The organism is Cohnella suwonensis (genome assembly GCF_042655365.1).
GTDB classification, from domain to species: Bacteria; Bacillota; Bacilli; order Paenibacillales; family Paenibacillaceae; genus Cohnella; species Cohnella suwonensis.
Window position 1 is genome coordinate 56,378 of the sequence record NZ_JBHSMH010000118.1, and the last position, 15,592, is coordinate 71,969.

Consider the following 15,592-nt stretch of genomic DNA (forward strand, 5'->3'; position numbering starts at 1 on the left):
TCGGGCAACGTCAATTTGGATTACCTTTCGATTGCGGGAGGGACGGTGGTGACGCCGCCGACGCCGACAACGAAAGCGGAAGCGGAAGACGCGACGCTGACGATCGCCAAAGTCAATTGGGACCACACGGGTTATTCGGGCACGGGTTTCGTCGACAATTACAACACCGGCAACGTCGGGGCGACGACGACGTTTACGGTCGACATGGCCAGCGCCGGGGCCGCGGACGTGACGCTCAGGTACGGCAACGGAATGGGCAGCGCCATGACGGTAAGCCTCTACGTGAACGGGACGAAAATCAAACAGACGTCGTTGCCTCCGACCGCGAATTGGGATACGTGGGGCGATAAGACGGAAACGCTCAATCTCGCCGCCGGGACCAATACGATCGCGTACCGATACGACTCGGGAGATACGGGCAACGTGAATTTGGATTTTATTGCTTTGTCGGCTTCCAGTTGATGCGAAGTCGAGCAGCGGTGCAAGGTCATCGGCCTTGCACCGCTTTTTGGTTCGCTGCGCATAGAGATTCTAATTCTCCTTCTGCCAGCAGAAAGAGAAATTGGCCATTATCTTGATTCCATTCGTTGACCATGGGTAATGATGATACAATTACCACGTGAATCCTTAATCGTTAGCGAGGGTAAATGAATGATTTTTTTCATCATCACGTTCCTGCTCCTCATCTTCATCTTTCAAGCGGCCACCATCCTGCTGCTCGAATTCCGCCGGCCGGCGCACGCGACGGCATGGCTGTTCATCCTTTTTCTATTCCCGCTCGTCGGATTTACGCTGTACTATTTCCTGGCGACCGAATACCGCAGAACGCGGAAAGCCCGGAGGCGCGCGCTGCAAGACCAACGGAGGCGGGCGAAGCTCATGTCGATGAGCCGCAACCTCAAGGACGTTCGGGAGTTGCCATGGAAAGATCCCGTCGGCCATGAAAGGCTGTTCAAAGCGCTGCTCAAGGGCGGAGAGCTGCCGATCACCGGCCGCAACCGGAGCGAAGTGTACAGCAACGGCATGGACACGTATCGGACGATGTTCGAAGAAATCGCCCGGGCGAAGCATCATATCCACTTGTCGTCGTACATCGTCAGGGACGACGAGGTCGGCCAGAAGTTCAAGGCCATCCTGCTCGAGAAAGCCCGCCAAGGCGTCAAGGTCAAGCTGCTCTACGACGGCATCGGCAGCATCAAATTGAGAAATTCCTACGTCAGGTCGCTGAAGGAAGGCGGCGTCGAGTGCGCGTGCTTCTACCCGCTTAGGCCGACGTTTATGAAGAAGAGAATGAACTACCGCAATCATCGCAAAATCATGGTCGTAGACGGTAAAGTCGGCTTCGTCGGGGGAATTAACGTCGGCGACGAATACGTCGGAAGACACCCGAGGCTGGGCTACTGGAGGGACACGCACCTGAAGCTGGAAGGCGACTCCGTCTATTGGCTGCAAGCGGTATTCCTGAAGGACTGGGAAACGGCCGCGCGGGAGAAGACGAGCCTTCCCGACGACCCGTCGTACTTCCCGCAGCATCAGGGCTGCGACGGCGCGGAGGCGGTGCAGATCGTACCGGCGGGTCCGAATCGCAAGGGAGACGCGATTCACGATTCGGTATTCGCGATGGCTCGCGCGGCGCGCAGAAGGATTTGGATCACGACTCCGTATTTCATCCCGAGCCCGAGTCTCGCGATGGTGCTTCACGACGCGGCGGCGAGCGGCATCGACGTGCGCATCATTATCCCTTACGTGCCGGACACGTGGCTCGTCCACTACGCGACGTTATCTTACGCGGAGGAGATGATGAGATCGGGCGTGCGGGTGTGGCAGTATACAAAAGGCTTCATCCACGCCAAATCGCTCGTCGTCGACGATCTGGTCGCGGTCGTCGGTTCGGCGAACATGGATTTGCGAAGCTTCTATAGCAACTTCGAGATCAACGCGCATTTGTTCGATCCGAGCGCGATTTCCCGCGTGGAGCAGCATTTCCTGCAAGATCTCAAAGACGCGGAAGAGCTGAACCTGCAACGGTTCTTGAAGCGTCCCCGCAAGCAGAAATTCAGGGAAGCGATGGCGCGTATCTTGTCTCCGCTGCTGTAATCATCTCATCTCGGCAATTGCCCGAGGATGGGCGCGAGCGATTGCGGCTTTAGCGCCCGGAGCGGGTCGCCCTTCTCTCTAAGCCGTTCCACGACGTTGAGCAGATGGAAGTCCGTCGGCTTGACGTCCCGGCGCACCTCGTCCCACGAGATCGGTGTCGACACGCTCGCTCCCGGCCTCGCGCGGGGGGAATAGGCGGCGGGCAGCGTTTTGCCTGCGTAATGCTGCAAGTAATCGAGATAAATGAGGTCTCCGCGATCCTTCTTGAGCCTTTCCACCGTAAACAACTTCGGATTTCTCGCCGCCAAATATTCCGAGACGAACTTGCCGAACCGCCGAAGTTCGTCGAAGCTCGGCCCCCGTTCGATCGGCATGACGATTTGCACGCCGGTCGCTCCGGACGTCTTAGGCAAAGCGGCCAATCCGAGCGAGTCCAGCAACTCTCCGACGAGCGAGACGGCTTCCATCAAGCGGGGCTCGACGTCGAGCGACGGGTCGATGTCGAGCATCCAGGCGTTCGGCAGAGGCTGGCCGATCTCGTCGGAGGCGACATGGAATTCGAGCGCGTATAGGCTTCCCATCCATAGCAACGACTGAACGGAGTCGAGCACGACGTAGCGGATGCCGCCAGCCAAGGCGGTTCGGACGAAATCGGGCGTCGGCTCCGGCGCGTTTTTCTGGTAAAAGGAAGTACTGTGGATGCCCTCCGGAAAACGGATCGTCGTCAAGCAACGCCCCGCGGCGTAAGGAAGCAAGTAAGGGGCGAGTTCGGCGAGCAAGCGAACGTAATCCAGCTTCGCGATGCCCATCTCCGGCCAGATCGGTTTGTCCGGATGGGTCACGTTCAGCTCGAAGTCTCCCAGCCGAACGAGAACGGGAGACGCGGCGGACATCTTCGCGCGGGCTGTCATCGGTACAATCCCTCCTTCTAGCGCAAGCTGCGCTCATAATTTTCGTTCGCCGGGCGAAGGTTAACGGAACGGGGAGGTTATCATCTCGATATGGACGAACCGAATATTCCCGTCATGCCGTTCGAGCCGATCGCGGCGGACGAAGCGCCGGCCGGCGAGCCGTGGATCGCTCAGGTGAAGTGGGATGGCGTCCGCATGCTCGCTTACGGCGGCGAGAGCGGCGTCCGTCTCTTTAATCGCCGGATGAACGAGCGAACGCTGCACTACCCCGAGCTGTCCCGCGCGACCGATTATTGCCGCTCGAACCGATTCGTTCTCGACGGAGAGATGATCGCATTCGACGAGAGCAAGCCTTCTTTCCGGGAGATCATGAAGCGGGACGGCATCCGTCAGCCGTCCGCGATCGAACGGGCCGTCCGAACGACGCCCGTCGCGTATATGGTCTTCGACGTTCTCTCGATCGACGGCGAATGGGTCACGGAACGGCCGCTCAAGGAACGGATGAAGCTGCTAAGCGATATTCTGATTCCCGGCCCCGTCGTTCAAGCCGTTCCCGAATACCCGAACGGTCAGCAACTGCTCGAAGTCATGAGAGCCCATCGTATGGAAGGCATCGTCTGCAAGAATCTCGACAGCGCCTACGCGATCGGCGGCAAAGACGGAAGATGGCTTAAAATAAAGCTGTTTCGCGATCTGTACGCGGTCGTCGGCGGAGCGATCGTCGAGGGCGGCGTCTTTCGTTCCTTGTTGCTCGGCTTGTACGACTCGGAATCAGCGGCGGCGGGCGCAAAGCTTGTCTATATCGGCCGCGCCGGAATGGGCAAGCTCTCCGGCCGGGTAGGCGAGGAACTGCGGCGTGCGCTCGCCGCGATCGAACAATCCGAGATGCCTTTCGCGGACAAGCCGGATAAGTTTCGCGAAGCGATCTGGTTCGACCCTCGGCTCGTCGTCAAAGTCCAGTACATGGAGTGGACGCCCGCCGGCACGATGCGACACCCGGTGCTTCAGGCGATGGCGCCGCAAGAGAATCCGGCGACATGCACGTTTAAGCAACTATAGCGATACTGCTTAAGGTAGCATGGGGCGTTCCCGGAGCCGGTCGGCGGCTTCAAGGGACCGCCCCTTCTTTTTTGCGCGTTCGCGTGCCTCTCGGTTTGGCTTTACCCGGATCTCCGGTCCCGCCCATCGCCGCATCGGCAACCGGCGCGCCCGCGGCCGGCTTCGTCGCCTCGAGGCTCGCCTGCAACGCCGCCATCAGATCGATGACGTTCGTGCGTTCCGCCGCCGGAGCGGTGACGATGTCCGCGCCTTCGCCGGCGATTTTACGCTGGATCGCTTCCTGAAGGGCGACGCGGTAGTCGTCCGTGTACTTGCCCGGATCGAACGGCGCATAGAGCTGATCGATGAGCAATTTCGCCATGCTCAGCTCCCGGTCGTTTACCGTCGTCTGCTCGGGCAAGTTCGGCACCTGCTGCAGCGAGCGGATCTCGTCCGGAAAATGCATCGTCTCCATGCAGATGCAATTGTCGAGAGGGCGAATCGCCGCCAGGCTGCTTTTGCTGCGTATGGCGATTTTGGCGATGCCGATCTTCCCGGATTGCCGCATCGCTTCGAGCAGCAGGTTGTACGCGCCGGAGCCCGCCTGGTCGGGAGACAAGTAATAAGCCTTCTGATAATAAAGCGGATCGATTTCCGTCAGGTCGACGAAGTCCAGAATCTGGATCGTCCGCGTATTATCGGGTTTGATCGCGTCGAGCTCGTCGGGCTCGAACAGCACGAAGCGGCCCTTCTCGTATTCGTAGCCTTTGGCGATCTGTTCCCATTCGACTTCCTTCTCGCAATGCGGGCACGTTCGCACGTTGGAGATCGGCGTGCCGCATTCCTTATGGATCATCCTCAGATGAACGTCCTTGTCTTCCGTCGCCGCGAACATTTTGACCGGCACGTGGACGAGTCCGAAGCTGATCGCGCCTTTCCAGACCGTGTGCATGAGCAAGCTCTCCTTCGCGTAAGTGACTTCCTTAGCAGTTGTTCAAAAAGTCCGGTTATGATCACGAAGTATTTCAAGGAGTCTACTCGGCATCGAATTTTGAATTCAGCCGGGACTTCCGGTTCTCACGTAGGTCTTGCCTACGCTCCGATCTTCATTCCCTAGCTTCTTTCAACCTTCTCGGTGCTGATAACCGAACTTTTTGAACTCGCACCTTTAGCTTCCCCGGCCGCATGGAAATCAATCGGGAGGGGCATATTTGGAAAGGATGCAACGCCATTCACGAAGGGAGCGAAGAAACGATGGGCGCGGATAACGAAAGCCAAGCGCAGCTCGGCTCGGATGCGATTCACGAGGGCAAGGACGTGTACGACATGGATATCGACCGGATGATCAACGAAGGGCTTGGCGGCGGCCAGGTGACCCTTAATAACGGGCTGATCACCGAATCATCGACCGATTACATGGAAAGGGACGAACCATGAACGCACAAAGAGCGCAAGAAATTTACGATTCTTCGGACAATATCGCGGTGCAGCTCGACGACGGGGAATCGGTGTGGATCGAAAAAGTGGACGTAGCGAACGGCGTGGCGACCGTGCAAATCGGCCAAAGCCCGACGAACACGCAGACCGTCGGCGTCGATCGGCTGAAAGAAGTCGAGCATTAGGACGCTAGGTTGACAGCCATCACGTGACGTCACACTTCGCGCTGGAAGTCGCGCGAGGTGCCGAAAGCCGGCTAGCCGCCGCATTCGCACCGCACCCGCACAGCGCTGGCACCGTCTCGCAAGGACCCAATCGCCGCGACATGCTTGCTTTTTGAGAGCGACCGATGACTGTGCTACAATGGAAATAGTTTCTACTATTTCTACTTGGGGAGTGAGCAGTCATGTACGATATCGCCATTATCGGCGGAGGCCCGGCGGGCGCGAGCGCGGCTATCTACGCGGCGAAAGCCGGCAAGAAAACGCTCGTCATCGACAACGACCAAAGCGTCACGAAACGGGCATGGGTGGAAAATCATTACGGAGTAGAAGGCATTACCGGTCCGGATCTCGTCGCGATCGGCAAAAAGCAGGCCGCCAAGTTCGGCGCCGAATTCGTCGCGGCGAAAGCGTCCAAGCTGACGGCGGGCGACGGATTCATCGCGATCGAGACGGACGGCGATACGTACGAAGCCGGTCACGTCATCATCGCAACGGGAATGTTCACGGACGTTGCGGAAGCGAGCGGCATCCATACGAAGCCGGGAACGGAACCGCGGATCAAGACGATAGTCGATTGTACGCCCGAAGGCAAAACAAGTCTGGATAACGTCTGGGCGGCGGGCACGGCGGCGGGCGTAAGCATGCACACGATCATTACGGCCGGCGACGGCGCGAAAGTCGCGATCAACGTCATCAGCGAGCTGAACGGCGCGCGTTACGTCGATCATGACGTGTTGAAGGCGTAAGCGAGCGGATCGTATCGAACGAACGATATATCACGAACGGGCTTCGCGGGACTCGCCGGATCGGCGGAGAACGCGGGGCCTTTTTTTCGTTCGGATTCGTTGGGAAGACGGCTCCCGTCACGCATCGCGTATCCCCCTGTTATGTAGCCAGGAAAATCGTCTTGGAGCAGGGAGGTTACATGAAAGTCGGCTCCAAACCGGGCAACGGCAGCGTGTTCTCGATTTTTCTGCCCTTGAAAAGCTGAATCGATTTTTTTATCGGCCGCCCATGTGATGCCATAACTGCCTCGCTGGACAAGACAAACTGCAAAAGTACAGTTTATAGGGCTCGTCCTTTCAAAAGTCCGTAGCCAACCTGCAAAAATGCAGGTTGTTTGCCGATTTTAGTGCAAAACGAACCCTTTCAGCTCAACAAACTGTAGTGGGTGCAGGTTGTTACGCCGTTTTACCGATTTGAGGGGAAACAACCTGCACTTTTACAGTTTGTCAGGCATGTAGGCATGCAACGCTATTGCGACGACTGAGCCCAGATAGGTAGCGTTCAATCAGGCCGTATACGCCCTACTGGTTTCTCTAAATGCAAAAAGGCAGGCCCGCGGCCTAACCCGAGGGACTGCCTTTTTGTAAGACGATTTTCCGCGATTACTTTATAAACTCCTGTACCCATACGCCGTTGTAATAAGCGACGCCGATCGTCGTGAAGTTGGCGCTCAGAATGTTCGCTTTATGACCCGCGCTGTTCATCCAAGCGGTCATGACTTCTTGCGGAGTTTTTTGGCCTTTGGCGATGTTTTCGCCCGCGTAGCTGTAGCTGATGCCGTACTTCTTCATCATGTCGAACGGCGAGCCGTACGTTGGCGAAGTGTGGCTGAAGTAGCCGTTATTGTACATGTCCTTCGCTTTGTCGAGAGCCATCTTGGTTAACGTGGCGTTCGTCGATTTCAGCGGGCTGAGTCCGGCTTTGGCGCGTTCTTGGTTCACGAGGGTAACGACTTGGGCCGCGTAAGCGGAAGTCGCCGTCGTGGTAGTGCCCTTGCTCGTGCCCGTGCTTGGCTTGGACGTGCTCGGAGTTGTCGTCGTCGGCTTGGACGTGGTCGGTTTAGTTGTCGTCGTCGGCTTGGACGTGGTCGGTTTAGTTTGGCTGCCGGACGGATACAGACTGTTGAAATATTTTTGCAAAAGGGCGTTCAAATCGTAGCTGCCCGTATATATCGTCTTGACTGTCGTCGTTGTCGCCGGCGTTGCGGCCGATGCGGCACCGACGCTCGCCGGGATGGAGATAGCCAATGCCAGAGTGCCCAATGCGACGATTCTCGTAACGTTATTGCGCTTATTCATAGGTTGATTTCCTCCCTTGAGTTGGCCCGAAGCGATGATCGGGCTTGGAATATCTCAAAGTCTATCAGCTACCTCGGCGGAGAACATGCCATAAAATCTGACAGTCGTCCTCGCGTTTGCGGCGAAAAGCAGCCACGGCGCGGATTCCGTCGATTGAATTACAAAATTCTCATTGGCGAAATACGGTAGCGATTAGCTAGATGTTGGGAATGGAATTGGAAAAAGACGCGTAAATGCTTGTCCGGCCGGCCGAATCGGCATGCGAAGAAAAGCCGAGCGGTCTTTGCATGTTCCCGATTTCGCCCTTATAATGAAGGGAACAAATTCGCCCGCGAAAAGAGGAGACGCCGTGCCGCCATTGGACGAGTTCGCGCGCATCCGCGCCTGGACGCAAGATCGCCAGCCGAAGGAAACGTTTGAACTGGCGGGCGTCTCGCTCGGCATCGGAGACGATGCGGCCGTCGTGAACGGCGCTCCGGGAATGCAGTGGTTGCTAGCGGTGGACACGATGGTCGAACGGGTCCACTTTCTCGAAGAAACGATGGGAGACGCCGATGTCGGCTACAAAGCGCTGGCGGCGAACGTTAGCGATATCGCCGCGATGGGCGGAGTGCCCAAGCATGCGCTAGTCTCCGTCAGCGCGCCTCCGGCTTGGAACGCCGAGCGGATCGGCCGACTTTACGACGGATTGTACGCATGCGCGGACAAATACGGCATCGCCGTTATCGGAGGCGATACGACGTCCGCTCCGGCGCATCTCGTCGTCAGCGTAACGGTCATCGGTACGGTGGAATCCGGAAGGGCGATCGCGAGAAGCGGGGCGAAGCCGGGGCAGTTCGTTTTTCTGACGGGGCCTACGGGTTTGTCCGCGGCCGGACTCCACGGCATGCTCGCGAAGTCCGATGCCGAATCCGACGGCCGAAGCAAAAGCAATCCCAAGCTCAACCCGGTGCCCTCCCGCCTCGCGCAAGCGCATCGCCGCCCGTCGCCTTCGGTCAAGGCGGGACGGCTGCTGCTCGAATCGGGATGGGGCGCGTCGCTGAACGACGTCAGCGACGGGCTCGCGAGCGAAGCATGGGAGCTTGCCGAAGCTTCGGGCGCGCTGCTCGTGCTGCGAGAAAGCGCTTTGCCCGTATCCGGGGAGCTCGCCTCCTACGCGAGCGAACAAGGGAAACGCCCGCTCGACTGGGTATTGTACGGCGGGGAGGATTACGTTCTGCTCGGGACGGCGGATCCGCGGCACGAAGAGGCGCTTAAGGCGCGTTTTCGCGAGGAAGGACTTCCCTTGTTCGTCGTCGGGGAAGTCGAAGAAGGAACGCCGGGCGTCGTGCTGGAGACGCCGTCCGGCGCAAGGAAGCCGCTCGCGAAGGGCGGCTACAATCATTTTCCGGAAGGGTAAGATTAACATCATGGCTAAGAAATACGTTTGCGAAGCGGCTTCCGTTCAGGATACGGTCGCGTTCGCGGAAGCGCTCGCGGCGCAAGCGGGACCGGGCGCGGTACTGGCGCTCGACGGCGATCTTGGCGCCGGCAAAACGCGGTTCGCGCAGGCGTTCGCCGCAGCGCTCGGCGTGACGGACGTCGTGAACAGCCCGACGTATACGATCATTAAAGAATACGAAGGGGGCAAACTCCCTTTTTACCATATGGACGTCTATCGGCTATCGCTCGAAGAGGCGGACGAGCTGGGCTTGGACGAATATTTTCACGGAAGCGGCGTTACTCTCGTCGAATGGGCGTCGATCATCGCTCCCCTATTGCCGGAGGAAAGGCTGCGCGTGCGGATCGAGACGACGGGGCCGGACTCTCGCCGCTTTGTTTGCGAGCCGGTCGGAGCCGCTTACGAACGTTGGTGCGAGAAGCTGGCATTGCCGGCGTACGAAGGGGAAGGTGACGACGCATGAACGAACGACATCAAGAGCAAGTCGACTTAGCGCAGGGGTCCGTCACGCTGCTCGCCTTCGACACGTCGACTGCGGCGTTCTCCGCCGCAATCGTGAAAGACGGGGAGCGGATCGATTCGACGGTATCTTTCGCGGAGCGGAACCATTCCGTGCGAATCGTCTCCGAATTGAAGGAACTGCTGGCCCGGAACGGGATGTCGCCGGAGCAGTTGGACGGCATCGCCGTCGGCCAAGGGCCGGGATCGTATACCGGCGTCCGGATCGCGGTGACGGCGGCGAAGACGCTCGCGTGGGCGTGGAACAAGCCGCTCGTCGGCGTGTCCAGCTTGGAATCGCTGGCGCTCGGCGCCTGGGATGCCATCCGGGCTAACGAGACCGTCAAGGGCGAGACGTGGATCGTGCCGCTCATGGACGCGAGACGCGGACAAGTATATACGTCGAGGCACGTGGCGGACGGCGACGGTCGATGGGTGCGCGCGGACGGCGACGGCATTCGGTTGATCGCCGATTGGGCGCCGCATCTGGAACGGCTCGCCTTCGAAGCGGAGCATCAAGGCGTCGCCGCGATATGGTTCGTCGGCGAATTGTTGCCCGCGCACTTGGACGCAATCGAGCAGGCGAACGAAGCCGGTCGCGTGCCTCTACGGACGTTGCCTTGCGACGTAAGCGCGGCCGCGGCGGGACGAATCGGCGAACGGCGCGTTCGCGCGGGAGAGCGCGACGACGCCCATGCGTTCGTTCCGAACTATACGCAGCTGGCGGAGGCGGAAGCGAAGCTGCTGGCGGCATCTCGGGGAGAGTGATGGTCTTGGAATACCGCTTGATGAACTTGAACGACATCGCAGCGATCGTCGAGATCGAACGCGAAGCGTTCACTGCTCCGTGGTCCGCCGAGGCGTTCCGCAACGAGCTGACGAACAATTTATTCGCTAAATACATGATCATGGAGAGCGAAGACGGCATTGTCGGCTATGGCGGCATGTGGCTTATCATCGACGAGGCCCACGTGACCAATATCGCCGTCCGGGAGAGATTCAGGGGCCGGGGATACGGGAAGTCGCTGCTTCGAGAAATGATGCGGACCGCATATTTTCTCGGTGCCAGGCGCATGACGCTCGAAGTGAGGGTGTCCAACGAAATTGCCCAGTCGCTCTATCGCAAAATGGGATTTTACCCGTCCGGCGTCAGACCGGAATATTATTCGGACAACTTGGAGGACGCGCTCATCATGTGGGCGGACCTCGTTCCGGAAGACGACGAGGAAGCGGAGTACGCCGGCTCGGAAAAGAGGGAAGAAGCATAAATGGCATCATCTAGGGAATCATCCGATCATCTCTCATCTTCAGGTGCCGACCGCGAAGGCTTGCTGTTGGCCATCGAGACGAGCTGCGACGAGACGTCCGTCGCCGTCGTTCGCGGCGGCCGCGAAGTGCTGTCCAACGTCATCTCCAGCCAGATCGACACGCATCGCCAATTCGGCGGAGTCGTCCCGGAGATCGCTTCGCGCAAGCACGTGGAGAGCATCACGATTATTTTGGAGGAAGCGCTTAAGGAAGCCGGCGTCGGCTTGTCCGACATCGACGGCATCGCGGTCACTCAAGGTCCGGGCTTGATCGGGGCGCTTCTCGTCGGCGTCGTCGCGGCGAAGAGCCTCTCGCTCGCGCTCGATGTGCCGCTTATCGGCACGCATCATATCGCGGGACATATTTACGCGAATCGGCTGATCGGAGACATCGTGTATCCGGCGCTCGCGCTCGTCGTGTCCGGCGGGCATACGGAAATCGTGCTGCTCGAGTCGGAGGGAAAGTTCCGTCTGATCGGCAGGACGCGGGACGACGCCGTCGGCGAAGCCTACGACAAAGTCGCGCGGGCTTTGCGGTTCCCGTATCCGGGAGGACCGTACGTAGACCGTCTGGCGCAAGAAGCGAAGGAGGAGATCGTGCTGCCCCGTTCGTGGCTGGAGCCGGACTCGTACGATTTCAGCTTCAGCGGCTTGAAATCCGCGGTGCTGGCCGAGATCAACCGTTCCCGGATGAAGGGCGAAGATCCGGACTTCTCGGCGCTCGCGAAGGGCTTCCAGCAGTCGGTCATCGACGTCGTGACGGGCAAGGCGATCCGCGCGGCGAAGCAATTCGGCGCCCGGCAAATGCTGTTGTGCGGCGGCGTCGCGGCGAACCGCGGCCTGCGGGGGAAGCTCGCCGAGCTCTGCGAGGCGGAAGGCTTGCCGCTCCTGATTCCGCCGAACAAGCTGTGCACCGACAACGCGGCGATGATCGCCGCGGCCGCGGACATGAAGTGGCGGCGGGGACAATTTTCTTCGCTCGACCTGAAAGCGGAAGCGGTTATGTCCCTTGAGGAATGGTCGGTTTAAGATAGTTTGATAAAAAACAGTCTTTATCCTTCGGGATAAAGACTGTTTTTTGGACTTGGGCCTATTAGCTTCGATCAGGAGCGAGTTAGTGCGCCAGAGCGAGTAATTCGTTGCCGGCAGCCCTGAACAGGAGCGAGTTAGTGCGCCAGAGCGAGTAATTCTTTGCCGGCAGCCCCGATCGCGCGAAAGCTACTGTGTCGATGCTGAAAATCGTCAAGAAGGAAAAAATTTCTCCGATTGCGAATTATCCGAATTGACAGACGATTGGCAAGTGCATATAATAAAATCCAATCCCCCAGGGGAGCATAACACTTGCAAACGCGATGAACAGGAACAGTAGGGCTTATCCCCGATTCAGAGAGCTGCGGGACGGTGCAACGCAGCGGACGGGAACCCGAAACTCGCCTGGGAGCGGAAGAATGGAACACGGGGACGCGAAGGCGTCCGGTGCGTACATTCCTACGGCTAACCCCCGTGATCGGGTCCGAGCGGATATTCCCTTGCCGGGAGTATCAACGAGAGTGGTACCGCGGATCGCTAATTAGCCTTCCGTCTCTTACAAGAGACGGAAGGCTTTTATATTTTATACGCATGGAACGGGAGTAGTAAGACGACCTCGGGATCAGAGAGCTGCGGGACGGTGCGACGCAGCCGAAGAGGGAATCCGAACTCGCCCGGGAGCGGAACGGTGGAAAGACGCGGACGATCATGCCGCGCTGCGTACATCGTTACGGCTGGCCCCCGATACAGGGCGCTCGCGGCGCGGTCGACCGAACGACTCGCGCAGGCGGCACAAGTGGAAGGCCGTTCGTCCGTCGGAAGACGAGCGCCTTCAAGCGGAGTGGTACCGCGGCGGCTTCTAGAAGCCCGTCGTCTCTGGCCTTAAGAGACGACGGGCTTTTTCGCGTTCCTCGGCGGGGACAGGTAGCGCGCCTTTCCCTTCTTGCGAGCCCGTCGCTCTCTCAACCCGATTCGACGTCCCGGACGGGGCGACCATCCAAGGAGAGTGTACCTATGACAACGAACACGAACATCGCAAGCGACATCGCCGAAGCCAAACGCCGCATTAAAATTTTCGACACGACGCTGAGGGACGGCGAGCAAGCGCCCGGCGCTTCCATGAAGCCGGAGCAGAAAATCGTCATCGCCCGCCAATTAGCCCGCATGGGCGTCGACGTCATCGAGCCGGGCTTCGCGATCTCGAGCCCCGGCGAATTCCAAGCGATCCAGCACATTTCCCGCGAGCTTCAGAACGTGGAAATTTGCGGTTTCGCACGCTGCGTCAAGGCGGACATCGACTCGGCCGTCGCGGCTACGCAAGACGCGGCCCGTCGCAGATTGCATTTGTTCATCTCCGCTTCCCAGATCCATCTGGATTTCCAACTGCGCAAGACGCAAGACCAAGTCGTCCAGATGATGAGGGAGATGGTCGCGTACGGCAAGCAATTCGTCGACGAGATCGAGTTTTCCCCGATGGACGCCTCCCGTTCGAGCGAAGAATTCCTGTTCCGCGTCGTGGAAGCGGCCATTGAAGAAGGCGCGACGATCATCAACATTCCCGACACCATGGGGTATGCCCTGCCGGAGGAGTTCGGGCCGCTGTTCACCCGGGTGCGCGAAGGCGTCAGAGGCGGAGACAAAGTCGTCTATAGCACGCATTGCCACAACGATCTGGGGCTGGCAGTCGCGAACAGCTTGGCGGCGATCCGCCACGGCGTCACCCAAGTCGAGGTCAGCGTGAACGGCGTCGGCGAACGGGCGGGCAACTGCTCCCTGGAGGAGCTGGTCATGGCGATCGAGACGCGCGGCGATTCGATGGGCGTCGAGACGGGCATCCGCACGGAGCACATTTACGAGACGTCTCGCCTCGTCAGCCGCACGATGCATTTTCCGATCGCGTTCAACAAGCCGATCGTCGGCCGCAACGCGTTCCAGCACGAGTCGGGCATCCATCAGGACGGCCTGCTCAAGAACCGGAACACCTACGAGATCATGGATCCGGAAGCGATGGGCATCCCGCGTAGCATGATCATTCTCGGCAAGCATTCCGGCCGGCACGCGATCAAGCACCGCGTCTCCGAATTCGGCGTCTCGCTCGACGAGAAAGAGATGGAGGAGCTGTACAACCGATTCAAGGCGAAAGCCGACGAGTTGAAAATCGTCACCGACGACGTGCTGATGGAATTGGTCGGGGAGTCGACGGATACGATCGTGCAGCCGTACTCGCTCGTCGACCTGCAAGTGCTGGCCGGTTCGAACCGCTCGCGGATCGCATCCGTTACCATTCGAAGCTCCGCGGACGGCGAGGAGAGGACGTATACGGGCGCGGGTGATGGGCCTCTCGAGGCGGTCATTCACTGTATCCGCGAAGCGATGCCGGTCGACGCCGTATTCGAGGATTTGGAGCTGCACTCCTTGTCCACCGGAGAGGACGCGACGGGAGAAGCGGTCGTCACCGTGTCGAGCGCGGGCAAGCGCAACATCGGTTCCGCGGTTCACAAGGACATTATACTCGCGGCGGCGAAAGCCTACGTTGCGGCCGTGAATGGGGTGATTCTTGCTGTCCGGACGAAAGAGGTCCGTCGGGAAGCCGCCGGCGAATAAAACCGTCGCGAATAGGGGAGGAATGAGCGAATGAATCGCGTTCTTCAGTATTACGACCGGTTCGACGAATGGGGCCGTTTGGATCGGGAGCCGATCGAATTCGAGATCAATCTTCGGCATATCATAGCCAACTTGCCGGAGAGAGGCGGCATTCTCGATAACGGCGCCGGTCCCGGCAAGTACGCCGTCGCGCTTGCGAAGAGAGGGTACGACGTGACGGTGTCCGACTTCTCCCCGCGGCTCGTCGAACAGGCTCGTTCCAAGGCGGAAGAAGAAGGTGTCGCTTCCGTCATGGGCGGCTTCCGCGTCGCGGACGCGAGAGACTTGAGCCTCTTCGGGGACGAAACTTTCGATGCTTGCTTGACGATGGGGCCGATGTATCACTTGCAATCGGCCGATGACCGGAAGCTGGCGCTGTCGGAGATGCGCAGAGTGACGAGAAGCGGAGGCCTTGCGTTCGTCGCGTTCATGTCCAAGCTTCGTCATCTCGCCGTCTCGCTTGCCGATCCGCTCGTTTGGAAGCCGCACGACGAAATCCCCGCTTTGGAAGCTTTCATGAGGACGGGGGTGTACGATCACCCGGACGAAGGACGGTTTACGGGCGTCTACTTTGCGGATATCGGGTCGATCGTTCCCGGGATGGAGAGCGCGGGTTTCGAATGCGTGAAGCTGATCGGTTCATCGGGTGCCGGGAATCTGAGCGCGGAGCAATGGCGCCATTGGGAGCGTCAAGGCGAAGAGTCGGCGGCCGCGGCGATGCGGCTCATGCTCGAAGCGTCCGAAAGCCCGTACCTGTTCGGCTCGTCCAGTCATTTGTTGTACATCGGGCGAAAAAAATAAGACCTATCAACGATAACGGCAACACCCATCGCGCGATCCTCGTGCACGGGGGCGTTGCCGTCTTTTTTTGAAGTCGAATTTC

The 15,592-nt window shown here is 59.2% G+C and carries 16 protein-coding genes and 1 other annotated feature; of the genes, 13 read left to right on the forward strand and 3 right to left on the reverse strand.

The window, feature by feature from the left end:
- Both ACFPPD_RS26265 and cls read left to right on the forward strand, forming a co-directional pair.
- On the forward strand, nt 1–462 hold a 462-nt coding region (locus tag ACFPPD_RS26265; protein WP_378083933.1), incomplete at its 5' end, for a CBM35 domain-containing protein.
- Between the two features lie 189 nt (nt 463–651).
- On the forward strand, nt 652–2,097 hold the full coding sequence (gene cls / locus ACFPPD_RS26270) for a cardiolipin synthase (RefSeq protein WP_209749080.1): 1,446 nt from the start codon (nt 652–654) through the stop codon (nt 2,095–2,097).
- 5 nt (nt 2,098–2,102) lie between these two features.
- On the opposite strand, the gene ligD is transcribed toward cls, so the two are convergent.
- On the reverse strand, nt 2,103–3,008 hold the full coding sequence (gene ligD / locus ACFPPD_RS26275; protein ID WP_378083936.1) for a non-homologous end-joining DNA ligase: 906 nt from the start codon (nt 3,006–3,008) through the stop codon (nt 2,103–2,105).
- Between the two features lie 90 nt (nt 3,009–3,098).
- On the opposite strand from ligD, the gene ACFPPD_RS26280 reads away from it, so the two are divergent.
- Complete coding sequence (locus tag ACFPPD_RS26280; protein WP_209749081.1) at nt 3,099–4,067, forward strand: ATP-dependent DNA ligase; 969 nt, start codon at nt 3,099–3,101, stop codon at nt 4,065–4,067.
- Between the two features lie 49 nt (nt 4,068–4,116).
- On the opposite strand, the gene ku is transcribed toward ACFPPD_RS26280, so the two are convergent.
- Nucleotides 4,117–4,998, reverse strand: coding sequence for a non-homologous end joining protein Ku (ku, locus tag ACFPPD_RS26285; RefSeq protein ID WP_209749082.1), 882 nt, complete (start codon nt 4,996–4,998; stop codon nt 4,117–4,119).
- Between the two features lie 302 nt (nt 4,999–5,300).
- Here ku and ACFPPD_RS26290 point away from each other — a divergent pair, with 302 nt between their 5' ends.
- From ACFPPD_RS26290 to ACFPPD_RS26300, 3 genes are all read left to right on the forward strand, one after another.
- The gene (locus ACFPPD_RS26290; protein WP_209749083.1) at nt 5,301–5,483 is read left to right on the forward strand and encodes a hypothetical protein; all 183 of its coding nucleotides are present in this window, start codon (nt 5,301–5,303) and stop codon (nt 5,481–5,483) included.
- Nucleotides 5,480–5,668 carry an H-type small acid-soluble spore protein gene (locus ACFPPD_RS26295; protein WP_209749084.1) on the forward strand — a complete coding sequence of 63 codons (189 nt, stop codon included), beginning with the start codon at nt 5,480–5,482 and terminating at the stop codon, nt 5,666–5,668. The genes ACFPPD_RS26290 and ACFPPD_RS26295 overlap by 4 nt, the downstream gene beginning before the upstream one ends.
- A gap of 221 nt (nt 5,669–5,889) precedes the next feature.
- Nucleotides 5,890–6,453, forward strand: a complete 564-nt coding sequence (locus ACFPPD_RS26300; protein ID WP_209749085.1) for an FAD-dependent oxidoreductase — start codon at nt 5,890–5,892, stop codon at nt 6,451–6,453.
- 642 nt (nt 6,454–7,095) lie between these two features.
- On the opposite strand, the gene ACFPPD_RS26305 is transcribed toward ACFPPD_RS26300, so the two are convergent.
- Entirely contained in the window at nt 7,096–7,791 is a 696-nt protein-coding gene (locus tag ACFPPD_RS26305) for a CAP domain-containing protein (RefSeq protein ID WP_209749086.1), read from the reverse strand.
- A 349-nt stretch (nt 7,792–8,140) separates the two neighbouring features.
- Here ACFPPD_RS26305 and thiL point away from each other — a divergent pair, with 349 nt between their 5' ends.
- The 7 genes from thiL to ACFPPD_RS26340 all read left to right on the forward strand — a co-directional run bounded on the left by thiL (nt 8,141) and on the right by ACFPPD_RS26340 (nt 15,510).
- A complete protein-coding gene (gene thiL, locus ACFPPD_RS26310; protein WP_378083941.1) occupies nt 8,141–9,190 on the forward strand; it encodes a thiamine-phosphate kinase in 1,050 nt (349 codons plus the stop codon).
- Between the two features lie 10 nt (nt 9,191–9,200).
- A complete protein-coding gene (tsaE, locus tag ACFPPD_RS26315; RefSeq protein WP_209749088.1) occupies nt 9,201–9,695 on the forward strand; it encodes a tRNA (adenosine(37)-N6)-threonylcarbamoyltransferase complex ATPase subunit type 1 TsaE in 495 nt (164 codons plus the stop codon).
- Nucleotides 9,692–10,498 carry a tRNA (adenosine(37)-N6)-threonylcarbamoyltransferase complex dimerization subunit type 1 TsaB gene (gene tsaB, locus ACFPPD_RS26320; protein WP_209749089.1) on the forward strand — a complete coding sequence of 269 codons (807 nt, stop codon included), beginning with the start codon at nt 9,692–9,694 and terminating at the stop codon, nt 10,496–10,498. The genes tsaE and tsaB overlap by 4 nt, the downstream gene beginning before the upstream one ends.
- A complete protein-coding gene (gene rimI, locus ACFPPD_RS26325) occupies nt 10,498–10,998 on the forward strand; it encodes a ribosomal protein S18-alanine N-acetyltransferase (RefSeq protein ID WP_209749117.1) in 501 nt (166 codons plus the stop codon). Before tsaB ends, rimI begins: the two co-directional genes overlap by 1 nt.
- Nucleotides 10,999–12,066: a tRNA (adenosine(37)-N6)-threonylcarbamoyltransferase complex transferase subunit TsaD gene (gene tsaD, locus ACFPPD_RS26330; RefSeq protein WP_209749090.1), complete on the forward strand. Its 1,068-nt coding sequence runs from the start codon at nt 10,999–11,001 to the stop codon at nt 12,064–12,066. It begins immediately after the preceding gene.
- 314 nt (nt 12,067–12,380) lie between these two features.
- Nucleotides 12,381–12,626: a binding site (T-box leader), on the forward strand.
- A 454-nt stretch (nt 12,627–13,080) separates the two neighbouring features.
- A complete protein-coding gene (locus ACFPPD_RS26335) occupies nt 13,081–14,670 on the forward strand; it encodes a 2-isopropylmalate synthase (protein WP_209749091.1) in 1,590 nt (529 codons plus the stop codon).
- A 30-nt stretch (nt 14,671–14,700) separates the two neighbouring features.
- Nucleotides 14,701–15,510, forward strand: a complete 810-nt coding sequence (locus ACFPPD_RS26340; RefSeq protein ID WP_209749092.1) for a class I SAM-dependent methyltransferase — start codon at nt 14,701–14,703, stop codon at nt 15,508–15,510.
- The last annotated feature ends 82 nt before the right edge of the window (nt 15,511–15,592 follow it).